Annotated in this window: 15 protein-coding genes; 6 read left to right on the plus strand and 9 right to left on the minus strand. The window is 63.4% G+C overall.

All coding sequences use genetic code 11. The features are described 5' to 3' along the window. Window positions 1-120: 120 nt before the first annotated feature. Complete coding sequence (locus tag H8A95_RS12160; protein ID WP_229183327.1) at window positions 121-1,464, minus strand: oxygenase MpaB family protein; 1,344 nt, start codon at window positions 1,462-1,464, stop codon at window positions 121-123. Between the two features lie 85 nt (window positions 1,465-1,549). Between H8A95_RS12160 and H8A95_RS12165 the strand changes: the two genes are divergently transcribed. Then, window positions 1,550-2,224, plus strand: coding sequence for a CerR family C-terminal domain-containing protein (locus tag H8A95_RS12165; protein WP_229183328.1), 675 nt, complete (start codon window positions 1,550-1,552; stop codon window positions 2,222-2,224). Window positions 2,225-2,302: 78 nt separating this feature from the next. Here H8A95_RS12165 and H8A95_RS12170 read toward each other — a convergent pair whose 3' ends face one another. After that, window positions 2,303-3,496, minus strand: a complete 1,194-nt coding sequence (locus H8A95_RS12170; protein ID WP_229183330.1) for a hypothetical protein — start codon at window positions 3,494-3,496, stop codon at window positions 2,303-2,305. Between the two features lie 162 nt (window positions 3,497-3,658). After that, complete coding sequence (locus H8A95_RS12175) at window positions 3,659-4,063, minus strand: YccF domain-containing protein (RefSeq protein WP_163160147.1); 405 nt, start codon at window positions 4,061-4,063, stop codon at window positions 3,659-3,661. 104 nt (window positions 4,064-4,167) lie between these two features. Between H8A95_RS12175 and H8A95_RS12180 the strand changes: the two genes are divergently transcribed. After that, complete coding sequence (locus tag H8A95_RS12180) at window positions 4,168-4,821, plus strand: carboxymuconolactone decarboxylase family protein (protein WP_229183331.1); 654 nt, start codon at window positions 4,168-4,170, stop codon at window positions 4,819-4,821. 182 nt (window positions 4,822-5,003) lie between these two features. Here the strand turns inward: H8A95_RS12180 and H8A95_RS12185 are convergent, their stop codons facing one another. After that, window positions 5,004-6,776 carry a putative bifunctional diguanylate cyclase/phosphodiesterase gene (locus H8A95_RS12185; RefSeq protein ID WP_229183333.1) on the minus strand — a complete coding sequence of 591 codons (1,773 nt, stop codon included), beginning with the start codon at window positions 6,774-6,776 and terminating at the stop codon, window positions 5,004-5,006. 204 nt (window positions 6,777-6,980) lie between these two features. Next, window positions 6,981-7,943, minus strand: a complete 963-nt coding sequence (locus H8A95_RS12190) for a sensor histidine kinase (protein ID WP_229183334.1) — start codon at window positions 7,941-7,943, stop codon at window positions 6,981-6,983. 179 nt (window positions 7,944-8,122) lie between these two features. Between H8A95_RS12190 and H8A95_RS12195 the strand changes: the two genes are divergently transcribed. Both H8A95_RS12195 and H8A95_RS12200 read left to right on the plus strand, forming a co-directional pair. Beyond that, window positions 8,123-8,962: an SDR family NAD(P)-dependent oxidoreductase gene (locus H8A95_RS12195; RefSeq protein ID WP_229183335.1), complete on the plus strand. Its 840-nt coding sequence runs from the start codon at window positions 8,123-8,125 to the stop codon at window positions 8,960-8,962. Between the two features lie 38 nt (window positions 8,963-9,000). Continuing rightward, the gene (locus H8A95_RS12200; protein ID WP_229183336.1) at window positions 9,001-10,062 is read left to right on the plus strand and encodes an adenylate/guanylate cyclase domain-containing protein; all 1,062 of its coding nucleotides are present in this window, start codon (window positions 9,001-9,003) and stop codon (window positions 10,060-10,062) included. 51 nt (window positions 10,063-10,113) lie between these two features. Here the strand turns inward: H8A95_RS12200 and H8A95_RS12205 are convergent, their stop codons facing one another. The 3 genes from H8A95_RS12205 to H8A95_RS12215 are packed head-to-tail and all read right to left on the minus strand — an operon-like array spanning window position 10,114 to window position 12,292. Then, window positions 10,114-10,746, minus strand: a complete 633-nt coding sequence (locus H8A95_RS12205; RefSeq protein ID WP_229183337.1) for a glutathione S-transferase family protein — start codon at window positions 10,744-10,746, stop codon at window positions 10,114-10,116. A gap of 16 nt (window positions 10,747-10,762) precedes the next feature. Beyond that, window positions 10,763-11,509 carry an SDR family NAD(P)-dependent oxidoreductase gene (locus H8A95_RS12210; protein WP_229183339.1) on the minus strand — a complete coding sequence of 249 codons (747 nt, stop codon included), beginning with the start codon at window positions 11,507-11,509 and terminating at the stop codon, window positions 10,763-10,765. Window positions 11,510-11,545: 36 nt separating this feature from the next. Next, the gene (locus H8A95_RS12215; protein WP_274617402.1) at window positions 11,546-12,292 is read right to left on the minus strand and encodes an SDR family NAD(P)-dependent oxidoreductase; all 747 of its coding nucleotides are present in this window, start codon (window positions 12,290-12,292) and stop codon (window positions 11,546-11,548) included. Window positions 12,293-12,469: 177 nt separating this feature from the next. Here H8A95_RS12215 and H8A95_RS43610 point away from each other — a divergent pair, with 177 nt between their 5' ends. Continuing rightward, window positions 12,470-13,378, plus strand: a complete 909-nt coding sequence (locus H8A95_RS43610) for a LysR family transcriptional regulator (RefSeq protein WP_229183343.1) — start codon at window positions 12,470-12,472, stop codon at window positions 13,376-13,378. A gap of 998 nt (window positions 13,379-14,376) precedes the next feature. On the opposite strand, the gene H8A95_RS12225 is transcribed toward H8A95_RS43610, so the two are convergent. Next, window positions 14,377-15,618, minus strand: a complete 1,242-nt coding sequence (locus H8A95_RS12225; RefSeq protein WP_229183344.1) for an LLM class flavin-dependent oxidoreductase — start codon at window positions 15,616-15,618, stop codon at window positions 14,377-14,379. A 269-nt stretch (window positions 15,619-15,887) separates the two neighbouring features. On the opposite strand from H8A95_RS12225, the gene H8A95_RS12230 reads away from it, so the two are divergent. Then, window positions 15,888-17,294, plus strand: a complete 1,407-nt coding sequence (locus H8A95_RS12230) for an MFS transporter (RefSeq protein WP_229183345.1) — start codon at window positions 15,888-15,890, stop codon at window positions 17,292-17,294. Window positions 17,295-17,495 lie beyond the last annotated feature (201 nt).

Below are 17,495 nucleotides of genomic sequence, written 5' to 3' on the forward strand. Positions count from 1 at the left end.
TCTCCGCAAACGCAGTGATCATCGCATACGCGGCGATGGCCCCTCACCCCAACCCTCTCCCCGTAAGAACGGGGAGAGGGGGCGCAGTGGCGTCGCTCTTCGACTCAATCTCATCGCGCTTTAGGATTTCGCCGCTGACGGGTGCGCCGGCCGATAGGCCGAGGCATCGGTCGTGAACTCGGCGTGGCCATAGTCCTTCAACAGGTTCTCAATTCGCCTGACCAGGCGCCGGTCCGCGACCTCGCGCAAACCGGGAATGCGGGATGCCAGCCGGTAGAATGCAAGCCGGGTGAACAGGAAGATTCCGACCAATGCCGTGAGGGCGCGATCCCTCGCCGTGATCGGCACGCCGATCGATGCGGCCCTGGCCTTGTCGCCATTCAGGAAGGCGTTCAGGAAGAACGACTTCGCGAAGCTGCGTTCGAAGGCTTCGAACAGGCGGCTGCCGAAGGACTCATCCGATCGCAAGGTCGCCGTCATCGTGGCCCGGACCAGTTCGCCGCAGGTCTTGTCGTCGTAGCCCGCCCGCAGCGTCGCGGACCGCAACAGCATGAGATCGACAATTCCTTGCGGCGTATCGGCGAGCAGCTCCTCCGGCAGGCCGAGCAGGAAGCAGCGGTAGCGTGCCAGCTCGACACGGGCCCGCTCCTCCGCCGTGAACGCCGTGCGGCCTTCGGCCAGCACCTTCTGCGCCAGCAGGAAAATCGGGATCAGCCCGGCGGGCATCTGGTCGACCTGCGGAATCGGGATGCCGTAGACCGAAATGTCCCAATTGTCGGCGCGGCGCATCACGTTGGCGCGCACCATCGAATGCATCAGCCGCACCATCGCGGCCGCCTTGAAGCCCGGCCCGAAACGCCCGAGCGCACCTGGCAGCACTGACGTTGCGAAGAACGTCGCGGTTTCCTTGACGCGCCGCGCCGACGTGCCGCTCGACAAGGCGTGGGTGATCGCCATCGGCAGCGCCGCGTATTTGTTCATGAAGGTCGCGAGAAACGCACCGCGGATGATGAAGGGGCTCAGATTGGCGGCGCCGTTGCGATCGATCCGGGCGCCTTCCTCGACCAGCTTCATGTCGAGCCAGGCGGGCGTGCGCTCCATGTCGCGGATCAGCGCGATCAGTTCGGCCGGCGCATCGGCGACCGTCTCAACGCCCGCGTCGCTCGCCTGAACCAGCATGGTGACCAGCCGGCGGAAGCCGTATTCGCGCATCAGTGCCGCATAAGCATCGGCGGGCGGATCGCCCATCATGGTGTAGCTGCGGATGAACGCGATGCGGTCGGGATCGGCGAGCAGCGCCGCGCGGGCGGCGGCGAACTTGCCGGGGAGGACGCTCGGCGTGCCGGCATCGGCGGCAAATCGCTCCGGGACGATGGCGAAATCGACCTTGCCGTAAATCCCGGGGGTTCTCTCTCTTTGCGCGGCCACGTTGCTGCGCAGCTTTTCCAGCGTTCCGGCCTGCATAAGCGGCTCTCCCTGATTGTTGGCCGCAAATTTATATCAAACGATAGAAAATGCAATAATTAATATCGTGTGATATGATTTTTCGATGAGCGCCCGAAACAGCCCCCTGCCGCCGCCGACGCGATCGGCCACGACCCCTTACAAGAAGGGTGACGAGACGCGCGTCCGCATCCTCAACGCCGCCCTCGCAGCGTTCGGCAACAGCGGCTTCGCAGGGGTGACGACCCGCCAGATCGCCGAGGACGCCGGTATCAACCTGCCCGCGCTCAACTATTATTTCGGCAACAAGGAAGGCCTGTATCTCGCCTGCGCGCATGAAATCCTGGCGCGCTACCGCGAGAGCATGGCAGCCGTCGGCGAGACCGCGTTGGCGGCGCTGGAGGGGCCGCCCGATCCGGGCGGCGCCCGGGAGCAGTTGAAGCTACTGCTGACGGCGCTGGCGCGATTCTTGCTCACATCCGCGAGCGATCAGAACCGTCTCTTCGTTCAACGCGAGCTGGCGGATCCCGGGCGGGCGTTCGAGGTTCTCTATGCCGGACTGTGGCGGCCGGGCATCGAGCTCGTGGCCAAGCTGATCATCGCAGCTTCCAAAGAGCAATTGACGACGGCGCAGGCGCGGGTCCGCGCCGTGATGATGATTGCGGGCCTGACCGGCTTCCAGTCCGGCGCGCCGATCATCTCGCGGACGATGGGCAAAACGGCCTCGCTGACGATGGTGATCGAAGCGCTCGAAGCGCAGGTCGACGCGCTCGCGCGCTGATTTGCGTTTCGGAGCCGCTTACCCCGGCAACAAATGCTGACGATCGTGGCCGCCGGTCGTTGCCTTGAGGGGTATCTGCTACGCGATGTCCTTCACGAAATCGGCGATCGCGTCCCTCCACTCGGCAGCATGTTCAGTGAGGGCGGATATCCGCAATGAACGCCCGTCGGCTCCGCGAGCGTCGACAGATCCGGTGTCGTATCGCTTCACCGAACCTCCGGCGAGCCGCGCGACAGCCGCAAGATATTTCTGAGCGGCGGGTTCACTTCCAGCGAGGCGAGCATCTGTCACGGCCTTAAGCAGCCAGATACTGCCCGTAGGTTCGATTGTCCCGGCGGAGAGCGTAGCGCCCTTGCCGCTTTGCCAGCGCAGAGACAGGGATCTGGCAAACTCGGGCTCGATCCCCAACGGTTTGAGCGAGGTCAGAAAAGCACGAAGCCCCTCGGCTTGCCCCGGCTGGTGTTGATCGAGCTGAGCATAGAATTCAGGCTCCGAGGCAGTCACTCGTCTTGGGGAATCGAAACCCGCGTTTCCAGCCGTGGACGGTGGATCGATCCGGGTGCCCGTTCCGTCCGTCACCACGATGCCCCGTTCAATCAACACCGTTCTAAGTGGAATGCGTGGGACAACCAAAATGCCCCCGTCAATACCTTCCCAGAGCGAAAGGTCTAGTAAGGCCAATCCGGCGTGAACGCCGGCGTGCAATTGAAGATAGCCAGCGAGGGCTTCAACTCCCTCATGGATGCCATCGCTAATGACCAGAAGCATAAAGCGGCCGGACCGAAGACGCCGTGTGACCGCATCAACAAACAGCTCCTCGTCGAGGTCCGTCTGATCTTTGACCAATGCCCAAAGTGAGAAGGACGGCTCCTTTCGGGCATTTCGGACCGCTGCTTCCAGGTCCTCAAAATGCCAGCCCTTTACCGCGCGCGCATAGTCAAGAACCTGAGCGACGACTTCTCTGCGCGACTGTGGATTTCTAATAAGCTTGCATTCGCCGAGTATCAGGCCGCCGTGTGGTGTCACCCACACATTGTCGATTGAACCTGCTTGTGTGACAAGTTCCGTGCAAACCGAAATCAATGGTCTGAAGGCAGGCTCGATTTCCTCCATCGGAATGACATCGGGGCGCTCGTGTACAAGTCGTTGAAGGAATTCCTCACGATGGCCGTCGTCGCGGCCGGGTTCGCCAAGCTTGAAATTTCTGAGCGCAATGATCGGCTGGCCAGCCTTATAGAGGATGGGGCTTCCGTGCTTTGATGATGGAGGCATAGGTAACCTTGGTGAAGGTCGCGCCCTGGAAGCGCGGCGGGAACGCACAACTGGATGAAGTCAATGTTCAGGAAACTGGTCCGCCAGCCGGCGAGCCCGCAAGCTAACCTTTAGTTGAAAATACGAGTCCCCTGAAAAATCCAAGGGACAAATGCGTCCGCCTTACGCCGGTACGATCACCTTGCCGATCGGCCACAGCGCGATGCCGGCAAGCTTGAGATGCGCCCAGGCAAAGGGAATGCCGATGATGGTCACGGCAAGCAGGATCGCGGTGATCAGATGGCCGATCGCGAGCCACCAGCCGGCCAGAATGAACCAGATCAGATTGCCGATCACCCCGAGCGGTCCGGTGCCGATATCGGACATCCCGGTGACTTCATCGCGGCGCACCGCGCGCGACCCGAACGGCAGCAGCGTGTAGACCGCGATGTTGAAGGCGGCGCGCGCCCACGGCAGTCCGATGATGGTGATCGCCATGATCACGGCGGCGATCAGCCAGCCGAACGCCATCCACGCCCCGCCGATCAGGATCCAGAGAATGTTCAGGAGGATAGATACAGGCTGCATGGCTGACACCTTCGCTCGGCGATCGATCGGCCTCAATATAGGCCGGCGGCCGGCGTCGCGGTAGGGTGCGGCCCGGCGCAAGGCGCCCTTGAGGGAGGACGACAATGAGAAAAAGACGTGAGGTGAGGGTTCTTGCGGTTGGGATCGTGGCGGCGTTGGCATTTTCAGTGCAGGCCGCGCACAGCGAGGACGCCGTGCGCTTTGCGCCGCTCAAGGCCGAGGAGCTGTCGTCGGCGCAAAAGGCCTGGGCCGACATGATCAGCGCGCCGCCGCGCAATGCCAAATTCACCGCGCCGCCCTACCGCGCCTATATCCGCAACCCCGATCTGGCGCCAAAGCTGTCGAACCTGTCGGAATATCTGCGCTGGAATACCTCGCTGCCGGCAAGGCTCAGCGAAATGGCGATCCTGATCACCGCACGGCACTGGACCGCGCAGTACGAATGGTCCGCGCATTATCCGCTGGCGATGAAGGGCGGCCTCGATCCGAAGATCGCAGACGCCATCGCCAAGGGCACGCGGCCCGACGGCATGAAGGATGACGAGACCGCGCTGTACGATCTCGGCATCGCGCTCTATCGCGACAAGAAGGTCAGCGACGCCGTCTACAAGGCCGCGCGGGAGAAATTCGGCGAACGCGGCATCACCGATATCATCGGCATCATGGGCTATTACGACATGGTCTCGATGATGCTGATCACGATGCAGGCAGCTCCCGCGAATAACGGCGTGCCGCCGTTGCCGGTGCTGGAGAAGTAGGCGGACTTCTCCCTCTCCCCATTCTTACGGGGAGAGGGGCTATCTCCCGAGATTCGGTGACAGTTGGATTCGCGGAGGCTCCCCCTCACCCGGAACGCGTTCCGCTGCGCTGCATGCGTTCCGACCTCTCCCCGCAAGCGGGGCGAGGTGACAGAGACCGCCTGTTTGAAGCGAACAGGTCTCTACCGCCGAAAACCGCTGGCGCGCGAATAGCCCTGGCGGCCGTCCTGGGCCGGGCGCGCCGCCAAGCTGGCGCGCGACTCGCTGGCGACCGGCGTCGCGGGCTTCAGGTCTTCGAGGAAGATCGGCTTGGCGAAGTAATAGCCCTGGGCATAGCGGATCTTGGTCGCCGCCTGCAGATAGGTGAGCTCCTCGTAGGACTCGATGCCCTCGGCGATCACGGTCATGCCGAGCGCCTCGCTCAGCGACTCGATCGCGCGCAGGATACCCTGGCTGCGCGGCCGCTGATGGATGTCGGTGATGAACGAGCGGTCGATCTTGATCTCGTCGGCGGTGATGTCGGCGAGCGCAGACAGCGACGAATAGCCGATGCCGAAATCGTCGATCGAGATGCCGACGCCGATGCCGCGCAGGATCGGCACGATCTGGTCCTGGAAATGCGACCGGGTCACGAACGCGTCCTCGGTCACCTCGATCATGAATCGCTTCGGGAAGCCGGTCTCCTCGATCGCGCGGGCGAAGCGGCGCATGAATTCGACATTGCCGGCCTGCTTGGCCGCAACATTGATGCTGATCGTTGCGGTCGGGCCGAACGTGTCGTTGATCAGGTCGATCGACTTGACGATTTCCGCGAGCACCAGGAACGTCAGTTCGTCGATCAGGCCGAGCTCCACGGCGAGGTTGATGAAGGTGCCCGGCGCCTGGATCACGCCCTCGTCGTCGCGCAGCCGCACCAGCGCCTCGATGCCCTGGACCTCGTGGGTGCGGATATCGACCTTGGCCTGGAATGCGCAGCAGAAGCGCTTTTCCAGGATCGCCAGCCGCAACGACTGCTCGATCTTCATCCGCGCCAGCGCCTCGCGCTCCATGCTGTTGTCGAAGAACGCGGTCGAGCCCTTGCCGTTGTTCTTGACGCGGTACATCGCGATGTCGGCATTCTGGCGCAGCGCCTCGTAGCTCCTGCCGTGCATGGGGTAGAGGCTGACGCCGATCGAGGTCGAGGCGAAGATCTCGGATTCTTCGATGAAGAACGGCGCCTTCAGCCGCTCCTGCATGACATGGATGAATTCGGCAACCTCGTCATTGCCGCTGATCGGGTTCAGCAGCAGCAGGAATTCGTCGCCGGAGATCCGTGACAGGATATCGGTCTCGCGCAGCGCGTGGCCGAGCCGCTTGGACAGTTCGATCAGCAGCGCATCGCCGATCGCGTGGCCGTAATAGTCGTTGATGTGCTTGAAATTGTCGACGTCGAGGAAGGCGAGCGCAAAATGGCTTTGTGAATCGTCGCGGATCAGGCCGTTGACGCGATGCTCGATCACCCGGCGGGTCGGCAGGCCGGTCAGCTCGTCATAGTAGGCCGAACGGAACAGTTGGTCCTCGAATGCCTTCTGCTCGCTGATATCGGTCGATGTCGAGATCAGGAGATTGCGGCCGGCGATCTGAACGGGCCGGTGCGAGGTGAGGAACACGTATTTGGATGCGCCGCAGGAGAGCACTTCCTCGAGCACCACCGGACGGCCGCTGCGCAGCAGGTCCAGATTGGCGGCATGGCGTTCGTCGACCGGCGACGGCTGGCTCGCGCTGGCGGCCAGCTGCAACTGGCTGGCTGCCGCTTCGTTCACCAGGATGAACTGACCCTGCTCGTCCTGGACGGTCACGCCCGCCGGCAGCAGTTGGAGAAGATCGCGCAAGATGCGCAGTTCATTGCTGGAAATGTCGTCCTGGCTGGTCGCTGCCGCGCCCGCCTGAAAATCGTGTTTGGTGAAACTATGCATGTGCCGACCTTGGCAAAGTCCGTTGTAGTTTTGGTTAAGCGGACTTGCGAAATGCCGTGACAGAATGAGACCCGGGCTGCTTTCGCAAGCCGTCGCGGCAATCGTCATTAACAGAGTATCAATGGTGGCTCCGGCCGCTGGTGAAAGCGATTGCAGAGCGCGCGGTTGCATCAACAAGTGCGGCTGTGCCGGAAAGTCGACTTATCAACAGTTGGGAAGCTTGCACTGCATGGTGCAGTGAACACCGGTCTTCAGGTAACTGATCTCGGTCTTGCCGTCGAACGGCCGCAGCGCCGACTTCAACAGCTTGGTGCCGAAGCCGGCTTCGCCGATGATCCCGACCACCGGTCCCTCGGTTTCGTCCCAGATCACGTTGAGACGTCCATCGTCCACCGTCCAGGACACTTGCAGGAGCCCGCGCGGCGAGGAGAAGGCGCCGTATTTTCCTGCGTTGGTTGCGAGCTCATGGAAGATCAGCGCGAGCGAGACGGCAAGCTTGGCGGGCAGGAACAGCTGCTCGCCGTTGAGGTTGAACCGCACATGGCCGTAAGGCCCGAGCTCCGAGCGCAGCAAATCCTTGATATCGCAGCCATAGCCATCGACCCGCGCGATCAGATCGTCGGTCGCCGAGAGCGCGCGGATGCGATGGTCGATGCGCTGCCAGACATCGGGCCGGTCCTGCAACGCCTGATGCAGCACGGCATGAATGGTCGAGGACTTGTTCTTCAGCCGGTGCTGCAACTCGTCGACCACGATCTTGCGGTACTGCTCCTCCTCGATCAGCCGTTTGGAGACTTCGCGCTGCTGCGCGACCAGGGAACGGTAGTGCTCGACGCCCCAGATCGCGATACCGCATACCACCCAGAAGATCATCAGGAGCGCAAAGCGCGCCGGATCGACGTGCGAACTGCTGAAGTTGAGGAGGACGCCGAGCAGGCCGCTTGCCAGCGCGGTTGCGATCCCGATCCGGAAGCCGCCAAGGGCGGTCGCGAAGAACACCGCCGGGAAATAGGGCGTGAAGAACACGTCCGGCCTGATCTGGGCGAGCCCGAAGCGCGCGACCGTGGCCAAAACGAGACAGAGCACGGCGAAGGCGACCGCAAGCAGCATCGATGGCTGGGAATCACCCCGCCAACTCGCCCTGAAATCGTCGATCCATTTCGCCATCAGTCGTTCCAGTTCACGTGAACAGGCGCCCCAAAATAAGGCCGCTGCGACCGAAAAACCGCAGTTGTGGCCTTCTGGCCACAGGCGGACCTCGCTGGCCGTTAACCGTGCCCATGCTTGCGTTGTCAGGAGTGGCTGGGGAATATCCGCAACATCAAAGGCTAAGTTGGGAGACCGGCATGGGACGGCTGGACGGCAAGGTCGCGGTGATAACCGGGGCGACCAGCGGCATCGGGTTGCGCACGGCGGAGGTCTTTGTCGCCGAAGGCGCAAGGGTCGTGATCGCCGGGCGCCGCGCGCCGGAGGGCGAGGCACTTGCGCAACAGCTCGGCGGCAATTGCGTGTTTCGGCAGACCGACGTCACGGTCGAGGAGCAGATGCAGGCGCTGATCGCGCTGGCGGTGGAGAGGTTCGGCCGGATCGATTGCCTGTTCAACAATGCCGGCGGCCCGGCGCAGACCGGCGGCATCGAGGGCCTCGACGTCGAGCGGTTCGACGCCGCGATGGCAACCCTGGTGCGCAGCGTCATGCTCGGCATGAAGCACGCCGCGCCATATATGCGTAAACAGGGCTCAGGCAGCATCATCAACAATGGCAGCATCGCCGGACGGCTCGCCGGCTTCTCCTCGTCGATGGTCTATGGCGCCGCGAAGGCCGCCGTCATTCATTTCACCAAATGCGTGGCGATGGAGCTCGGCGAGTCCGGCATTCGCGTCAACTCGATCTCGCCCGGCGCGATCGCCACCGGCATTTTCGGCAAAGCGCTCGGGCTGTCGACCGAAGCGGCCGAGAAGACCTCGGACGTGATGCGCGAGGTCTACAAGGCGGCGCAGCCGATCCCGCGTGCGGGCCTGCCCGACGACATCGCGCATGCCGCGGTGTTTCTGGCGAGCGACGAATCGAGCTTCATCAACGGCCATGACCTCGTCGTCGACGGCGCCATCACCGGCGGCCGCAACTGGAGCCAGCAGCAGGCCGGCTATGTCGCGTTGCGCAAGGCGTTCGATCAGGGGACCTAGCTCGCAACCTCCTCGCTGCCGCGGAAAGGTAACATCCCATGTCCGCATCGACCGGATCGGCAGATGCCTCGCCTCGGCCGCAGCGCATGAGCGCGAGGCTGGAGCGGAAGCTGCAGCGCCTTGCCGCCGTCATCGTTGCCGGAATTCTCTCCGGTGTCACGATCACGCTGACCAGCTACGGCGCAGGCTCTGCCCAGATGATTGTCGGCATCACCTACGGCTTCTTGCTTGCCGCAGTGATCGGCTCGATCGAGCTGTTCGTCCTCGAGGATTGGGACTGGCTCAATCGCCTGTCCTTCCTCACCAACCTGGCCGTGCGCAGCGCCATTTACGCAGCCATCATCATCGGCATCCAGCTGCTGCAGCCCGGCGAGCGCATCGCGGGGGTGGCGCCGCAGGATTCGCTACCGGATTTCTGGTCGAGCTTCGCCCGTTCCGCGATCGTCTCGGTGCTGGTGAATCTCGGATTCAGCATCGCCAATCTGATCGGCTCGCGCGCGCTCTTGAACTTCGTCACCGGGCGTTATCACGCACCGGTCGAGGAAGACCGTTTCGTGCTGTTCGTCGACATCGCGGGATCGACCGGGCTCGCCGAGCGGCTTGGCGGCATCGGCATCCATCGCTTTCTCGACCGCACCTTCCGCCTGTTGACGCAATCGGTGGTCGATTATCGCGGCGAAGTGCTCAACTATGTCGGCGACGAGATCATCGTGACCTGGCCGGAACAGAGCGGCGCGGTCGATTGCCGGCCGTTGCGCTGCTTCGTGGCGATGCGCCGCGCGCTTGAGAAGGCGGCCCCGCAGTTCGAGCGCGAATTCGGTGCGGTGCCGCAGATTCGCGGCAGCCTGCATTTCGGTCCCGTGATCGTCGGCGAGATCGGCGACGTCAAGCGCGCGATCGTGTTCAACGGCGATGTCATGAACACCGCCGCGCGGCTGGAAGAGCTGAGCCGCAAGGTCGATGGCGGCTTTCTCGCCTCACGCGCGGCCACGGTGCGCTTCGCCGCGCCGCCGCCATTTCCGTTGAGCGATCTCGGCACGCTCCCGATCCGCGGCCGCGTCGACGGCATCGACGTCGTCGGTATCGGAGCGGTGGCGTAGTCTCTCAGCGGAAGGGCGACGCGGCCTCGATGCCATTGTGACGGGGCGCACCTAAGCTGTCATGCTGGGACGCGTAGCCACGGAACTGTACCATCGGCGCGACGCCCCGTTCTCTCCCGGCATGGATAATTCCAGAGCCTTGCTCGCGAAGTCGATTGCGACGATCGCAGTGATGTCGGCAATACTGAATTCGTCACCCGCAACGAATGGCATTTCGGACAAGCGTGCCTCGAGATCGCCGTAGAAGTCGGCGATCCGGCTCCGACCACGGACGATCAGCTCGGGGATCTGATTGTAGCCGTGGGGACCTGCGATCGCGCGCCCTTTGAGGCCGGCGGCCCCGTTGCGCACGGTCTCCATGACCGCTGCGAACCCCTCCAATTCCATCCGGCGCTCCCACATGGCGACGATTGCCTTTTCCTTCGGCGAACTTCCGAGCAACGGCGGGTTCGGATGCGTTTCTTCAAGATAGCGAATGATCGCCGGTACTTCTGCTATGGCCGTCCCGTCGTCAAGAACGAGGGCGGGCACGACGCGTCGTGGGTTGATGGCCGCGTAGGCGTCCGAGAACTGCTCGCGCGCACCGAGATCGACCGGTACGAAGGGCATCGTGATGCCCTTCTCCGCCAGATAGATTCTCACGCGTCGCGAGTTGGGCGAGCCGGAGGATTGGTAGAGTTTCATGACGGATCTCCCAAAGTCAGAGCTTTGATCCACCACCGACCTGGATGGTGTCGCCGGTCACCCAGCGTGCCGAATATGAAGCGAGAAAGGTCACGACGTCGGCGACATCGTCGGCATGACCGATCCGTTGCAGGGCTTGCATCTTGAGTGCGTAATCGCGGCCCTCATCCGTCTTGGCGAATTCCGACATGTCGGTGTCGATGATGCCCGGCGCCACGGCATTGACGCGGATGCCGCGCGGCCCAAGCAGCGAGGCGAAGTGCTTCACCATCGTGTCGATCGCGCCTTTGGTGGCGGAATATGCCGGTAACTGCCCGACAGCGGCTCGCGCCGCCAATGACGATGTCATCACGATGCTGGAACCGTCGCCCATGAGGGGAAGCAACTGCTGCACCAGAAAGAACGGCGCACGGACGTTGACCGCGAACATGCGATCGAAGTCCTCGACGGTCTGGGCTTCGATGGTCGCGGGCACCGCAATTCCCGCGTTGGCGACGAGAATGTCGAGCTGGCCCACGACGAGCTTGCGCACCTCGGCGGCGAGCCTCTGCGCGCCATCGGATGCCGACAGATCGGCGCCGACGGCGTCGGCCTGCCCTCCGGCTTCGCGGATTTCCGCGACCAGGGAATGTGCGTCCTTGGCGGAATTCCCGTAGTGGACAATAACGCGGGCGCCGGCGAGAGCGAGCGCGCGGGCGGTGGCGCGGCCGATGCCCCGCGAGGCACCGGTGACGAGGGCGGTTCGGCTGATGAGGTCGGTCATGGTTGTTCTCCTGTTTGAGACATTATCGGGAAGTCTTCACGCGGCAGTCTTGCCGCCGTTGACGCTGATGATCTGACCGGTGATGAACGACGCCTTGCCCGAAGCCGCGAACAGGATGGCGTCTGCGAGCTCGTCGGGGCGTCCCGCACGCTTCAGCGGGATTCCTGTGATCAATCCGGCCTTGCGATCGGCCGAGCCCGTGAACCGGTCGAGCATTGCGGTCTCTATCGGGCCAGGCGCAATCGCGTTGACGCGAACGCCGAAGGCAGCCGCTTCCAGGGCGGCGGATTTGGTCAAGCCCTCGACGGCATGTTTGCTGGCGACGTAGAGGGACGCATTCGCCGCTCCGCGGCTGCCCATGGTCGACGAGATGTTCACGATGCTGCCGAAACCTTGTGGCTGCATGACCCGGAGCTCGTGCTTCATCGACAGGAGAACACCGAGGACGTTCGTGTCGAACGTTGCCGCGTAGCTCTCTGCGGTTTGCTCGGTGACCGGGCCGGACACGCCTTCTGTGCCGGCGTTGTTGACCGCCACGTCGAGCCGGTCGAACCGCTTCATCGTTTGCTCGACCAGTGCCGAAACGTCGCTCTCGTGCCGGACGTCGGCGCGGACAAATTCCGCTTCGACGCCAAGCAACCGGAGTTCGTTCGCCAGTGATCGACCGGCATCGTCGCGGCGACCGGAAATAACCACGCTCGCGCCTCCGCGGGCGAAGGCGAGCGCCGCGGCGCGGCCGATGCCGGTAAGGGCGCCTGTGATCAAGACAACGGAATTGGTCATATCTCTCTCCAGTCGATGGGACCGATATGCTTGATCGGCCTGGTTCGCTTAGACCGTTCGCAGCGGAGCCTCGGGAGCTGTTGCGCTGTTGAGGCTTCAATGACCGGAGATTTAGGAGGGGCTGGCCTTTTTGAGAAAGACTTCGTAGGGTTTGAGGTATACTTTTGAGGAATAGCTGTGGAGCTCAGGCATCTCCGTTATTTCGTCGCCGTGGCCGAGGAAGGCAGTCTTTCGGTCGCGGCCCAAACGCGCCTGCATACCGCGCAACCGTCACTGAGCCGTCAGATCCACGATCTCGAGATGGAGCTCGGTGTGCAGTTATTCGTGCGCGGACCGCGCGGCGTCGAGCTGACGCCGTCGGGGCGTGTGTTTCTTGACCATGCGCGGGTGGCTCTGTTGCAGGTCGAGGCCGCCGCCGAAGCCGCCCGGCGCGCCGCGCAGCCGGCGAAATCGGCCTTCTCGATAGGATTTCTTACCGGGTACGAGATGGACTGGCTTCCGGCAGTCATGGATATTCTGCGTGGCAAGCTGCCGAGCACGGAAATCACGATCCATAGCGGGGACTCTCCCGACCTCGCTGCGGGACTTACGCGGGGCAAGATTGACCTCGCATTCATGCGCCCGGAGAGGAGCGCGGCGGGCCTTCAGTTCAAGTTGCTTCGCCATGACCCGATCCTGGTTGTGATGCCACGAGACCATCCGCTTGCGGCGCGCTCCTCGGTCCGTCCGAAGGATCTGGCGGGGCAGAGCTACATCGGCGTTTCCGCGATGAGGGCGCCAACGCTGCGCAAGGCGATCGAAGACTTCTTCATGCGACACGGGTTGTCGATCGAAGCCGCGCACCAGGCAGAAAATCTGGCGATGGCCATTTCGCTGATCGCCTCTACCGGCGGCATCAGCCTTCTTCCGCTCTACGCGCGGAACTTGCTGCCGAAAACCATCGTCTGCCGGCCGATTCAGGGCGCGCCGCCCATGGTCGATCTGGTGGTCGGCTATAATGAGGGTAACCGCTCTCCATTGCTGGAGTTTGTTCTCTCGAGAGCAGACGAGATCAAGTTTCAGGCGTTGAGGCACGAGGGAGGATAACGCTCAAGGAAAGAGCAGCTTCGCATGAAAAGGCGTCAAAGCAGGAAGCGTGAGCGCCGGCTTGACTCTGGAGTTGGAAAATCAGGCTGCGACAAATTAACCCGACGGGCAAATTTGCGCTTCCGTCGTCGGGCAAATCAGATGTTCAATTCCGCCCGTCTCACCCGATGGAGGGGCGCTTCGCGGTCGTCACGAACGTGGGTCGAGATGCGGTGGACGCTGATGTCGCGACCGACGAGTGTGACTGATGCGGACGGTGAAGTCGTGTGGTCCTGACGCCCTAGTGGTAGGTGTCTTTTCGCATTGCGCGGTGCGCGTTGTGAAGGCGGTGACAACAAAGCCCAGTCTCGCCGGGGAGAGCACGAAGTAAGCCGTAGCCCATCGCGCAGGGAAAGCCGGATTGCTCCGGTTACACCTGTGGTCCTACCCCCGAGCTTTCTACCTATTGCTCGGGGCCCATGGGTGCGATCGGCACCCGGCTTTCCCTGCGCCCTCTGCAAGAGAGGGCGGAACGAAATCCAAAAGCTCGGACGAAACATGTCGCGAGAACGCGAAGCTATGTCCCATCCTCAACTGTCATCGCCCGGCTCGTCGCCTCCGCTATAGCTTCGGCGCGCCGGGGAGTCATGGCCTCGTCGAAGCCTTGGCGAAGACGGGACCGGGCGATCCAGTACGCCGCGGCCTTTCGGTTCAAGCATAGCTGCCTCTGGAATATTGGATCACCCGCTGGAGCCTGTCATCGGGCTCGCCGAAGGCGAGACCCGGTGGCGGGTGATGACAGCACGCAATTGACGTCTTGAATTGCGAACCTTCCCCACCGTCGTCCCGGCGAAGGCCGGAACCCATAACCACAAATGGTCATTGTTGAACCACGCCGAAACGACGAGTCCCTCTCGCAACACCCGCTGCGGCGTATTGGTCCCGGCCTTCGCCGGCACGACAGCCGTGGATGCGGCGCGACGTGCGTTCCCTCCGCCCTGCGGCGCGTGGGCCGCAAATCACGCCTTCTGCTTTGCCGCTTCCTTGGCGAGATCTGGCGCGTTCACGGCCGGAATCGCGACGCGGCCGACGCCGGTTTGCTGGAGTGCGGCGGCGGCCTTGTCGTTCTGCATGATCTTGGCCATCACGGCCTGGCCGGCGCGCTCGAACACGGCGCGGTTGTCGATCACGAACTGGCGCGATTTGCGCAGGCCGTCGATATAGCCGTTGATCTCGGGCACGACATAGCGCGCAACCATGTCCCAGCTGCGGCGGGTGTTTTCGGGATTGGCCCAGTCGTGGGCGAAGCCGATGATCGAACCGACACCGCCGGAAACATCGACCAGGTTCTTGATCATCTTGATCAGATCGTCCGGCGTGCCGATGGTCGACGCGGCGCCTTCGACGAACGCGGTCTTGTCGACGGCTTCATCCGCGGAGCCGAACGCGGTCAGGCCCGGCCGCATCAAGGTGCCGACGTTATATTCATTGTGCCAGCGCATCAGTCCGGCGCCGGCCTCGCGCCGTGCCTGCTCACGGGTCTCGGCGATGTGCCAGGACAGCAGCACGCGCCAGTTGGCGCGGCTCACCGTGGTGCCGGCCTTCTTGGCGGCGTCCTCGGCGAACTGCCATTGCTGCGGCAGCGCCATCAGGCCCTGGGTCGACATCGAGCCCAGCGAGATGATGCCGATGCCGTATTTGCCGGCCAGCGTCATGCCGGACGGCGAGATCTGCGAGGCCACCACGAACGGCATGTCCTCCTGCAGCGGCAGGATCTGCAGCGCGGCGTCGTGCATCTCGAACCAGTCGGTCTTGGCCGTGACGCGCTCGCCGTTGAACAGGCGGCGGATCACCGCGATGGCCTCGTCCTGGCGGTCGCGCTGGGTCATCGGGTCGATGCCGAGCGTGTGGGCGTCGGAGGCGAGCGCGCCGGGGCCGGAGCCGAAGATGGCACGGCCGCCGGTCATGTGGTCGAGCTGCACCATGCGCTGCGCGACGTTGAAGGGGTGGTGATAGGGCAGCGAGATCACGCCGGTGCCGAGCTTGATGCGCTTGGTGCGCTCGCCGGCGGCGGCCAGGAACATCTCCGGCGAGGCGATGGTCTCCCAGCCCGACGAATGGTGCTCGCCGCACCAGAATTCGTCGTAACCGAGCGCGTCGAGCTGTTCGACGAAATCGAGGTCGCGACGGAATTGCAGCATCGGATGCTCGCCGATCGGATGATGCGGGGCGAGGAAGGCTCCGAACTTGAGGCGCGCCATAGGTCGTTCTCTCCGGATTATTGTTATCGGGGGCTTTCCGCCAACCTACGGGGTGCCCCGGGGCAAGGCAATGCTCCGAGGCTGCGGCGCCCGCATGGTTGTTGCGCAATTCGGCGGCGATTGCCGCCTTCCGGAATGTTCCCCAGCGCATCAACGCAAATTGGAGCCAGGTCGAGCGTCTGTGATCCCGGGCTTACCTCGCAGGTAATCGAAGCGATGACTGGAATCTGCTGATGTCGGCCGTGACGTCATTTCGGGCAGGACCGTGCATGCACCAGATCGTTTCGACGCGCGCGGAGACATCCCGCCGCTGGTGGGTGCTGGCGATCGTGGTGTCGGCGCAGTTCATGTTCGGCATCGATGCCTTCATCGTCAACGTCGCGATCCCGACGATTGCGGCGGAGCTGCACGCCACGCCGGCGCAAATCGAGGCCGTGATCGCGATCTATCTGATCGCCTATGCCACGCTGGTGGTGACCGGCGGCAGGCTCGGCGACATCTACGGCACTCGGAACGTGTTCATCGCCGGCGTCGCGGGCTTCTCGGTGACGTCGCTGTGGTGCGGCCTCGCGCGGTCCGGACCCGAGCTGATCATCGCACGGCTGGCGCAGGGCGCGACCGCGGCGCTGATGGTGCCGCAGGTGCTGGCGACGCTGCATCTCTTGTTCTCCGACGCCGCGCGCGCGCGGGCGTTCGGCATCTACGGCATCGTGCTGGGGCTCGCGGGTGCGGCCGGCTTCATGCTCGGCGGCGTGCTGGTGACGCTCGATCTCGCGGGCCTCGGCTGGCGCGCGGTGTTCTTCGTCAACGTGCCGCTCGGCGTCGTCATCATCGCAGCCGCGCTGAAGCTCATGCCGACGGTGCCGCGCCGCGCCGGCACGCGGCTCGATATCCCGGGCGCGATCGTGCTGTTTGTGGGCCTGCTGTGCCTGATCGGCCCGCTGCTGTTCGGTCACGATCTCGACTGGACGGCGTGGGTCTGGCTGGTGATGGCCGCGGGCGTCGCCGTCATTGCGGGCTTCGTGCGGCTCGAGCGCAGCGTCGCGCGCCGTGGCGGCATGCCGCTGATCGATCTGTCGCTGCTGTCGGATATTGCCTTCATGCGCGGGCTTGCCGCGGTGTTTTTCTTCTTCTTTGCCAACCTGTCGTTCTATCTGGTCATGACGATGTTCATGCAGAAGGGCTTGCAAATCCCGCCGCTGGAGGCCGGGCTGGTGTTCGTGCCGCTGGCGCTGACCTTCGTGATTGCCTCGCGTCACAGCGCTGTGCGCGCCAGGCATCGCGGCACGCTGGTGCTGATCGAGGGCTGCGCCGTTCAGATCGTCGGATTGGTCGTGCTGATTGCGGCGATTCAGCTGATCGCAGCGCCGTCGGCGATGCTGCTCGCGCTGGTGCTTGTCATCTTCGGCTACGGGCAGGGCCTGGTGATGGCGCCGCTGTCGAGCGCGGTGCTCTCGAGTGTGAAGCCTGCGAGTGCTGGAGCCGGCTCCGGTATGTATGGCACGACGACGCAGATCGGCAACGCGGCCGGCGTTGCCGCGATCGGTGCGGTCTTCTTCGCCGTGGAGACTGCGACATCAGCGCATTTGGCGTTGTTTGCGGCATGCGCATTGTTTGTGCTGTCGATATCAATTTCAGCCGCATTTCTGTCATGGATGCGCCGCGCCGGCGCATGAATCCGCCGCCGCGTGGCGGTTTCTTTCGAAAAGTTCATGCTCAAACAAGGTGCTAAGGCAACTATTTCGACAAATCCTCGTCGCGATCACGCGTTAACGCCGATTCTCACAATTCCTCAGGGAAAGACAGCACACGGCCTTTTCATTTTGCAGTGCAGCAATTATCTGATCGGGTGACACAGAAAGAATAAATCACCTCAG

This window comes from Bradyrhizobium oropedii, assembly GCF_020889685.1.
Lineage (GTDB): Bacteria > Pseudomonadota > Alphaproteobacteria > Rhizobiales > Xanthobacteraceae > Bradyrhizobium > Bradyrhizobium oropedii.

Bases quoted from the DNA above. Each gene is read 5' to 3' on its own strand.
- H8A95_RS12160 (WP_229183327.1), bottom strand. From the start codon at position 1,464: ATGCAGGCCGGAACGCTGGAAAAGCTGCGCAGCAACGTGGCCGCGCAA.
- H8A95_RS12165 (WP_229183328.1), top strand. From the start codon at position 1,550: ATGAGCGCCCGAAACAGCCCCCTGCCGCCGCCGACGCGATCGGCCACG.
- H8A95_RS12170 (WP_229183330.1), bottom strand. From the start codon at position 3,496: ATGCCTCCATCATCAAAGCACGGAAGCCCCATCCTCTATAAGGCTGGC.
- H8A95_RS12175 (WP_163160147.1), bottom strand. From the start codon at position 4,063: ATGCAGCCTGTATCTATCCTCCTGAACATTCTCTGGATCCTGATCGGC.
- H8A95_RS12180 (WP_229183331.1), top strand. From the start codon at position 4,168: ATGAGAAAAAGACGTGAGGTGAGGGTTCTTGCGGTTGGGATCGTGGCG.
- H8A95_RS12185 (WP_229183333.1), bottom strand. From the start codon at position 6,776: ATGCATAGTTTCACCAAACACGATTTTCAGGCGGGCGCGGCAGCGACC.
- H8A95_RS12190 (WP_229183334.1), bottom strand. From the start codon at position 7,943: ATGGCGAAATGGATCGACGATTTCAGGGCGAGTTGGCGGGGTGATTCC.
- H8A95_RS12195 (WP_229183335.1), top strand. From the start codon at position 8,123: ATGGGACGGCTGGACGGCAAGGTCGCGGTGATAACCGGGGCGACCAGC.
- H8A95_RS12200 (WP_229183336.1), top strand. From the start codon at position 9,001: ATGTCCGCATCGACCGGATCGGCAGATGCCTCGCCTCGGCCGCAGCGC.
- H8A95_RS12205 (WP_229183337.1), bottom strand. From the start codon at position 10,746: ATGAAACTCTACCAATCCTCCGGCTCGCCCAACTCGCGACGCGTGAGA.
- H8A95_RS12210 (WP_229183339.1), bottom strand. From the start codon at position 11,509: ATGACCGACCTCATCAGCCGAACCGCCCTCGTCACCGGTGCCTCGCGG.
- H8A95_RS12215 (WP_274617402.1), bottom strand. From the start codon at position 12,292: ATGACCAATTCCGTTGTCTTGATCACAGGCGCCCTTACCGGCATCGGC.
- H8A95_RS12225 (WP_229183344.1), bottom strand. From the start codon at position 15,618: ATGGCGCGCCTCAAGTTCGGAGCCTTCCTCGCCCCGCATCATCCGATC.
- H8A95_RS12230 (WP_229183345.1), top strand. From the start codon at position 15,888: ATGCACCAGATCGTTTCGACGCGCGCGGAGACATCCCGCCGCTGGTGG.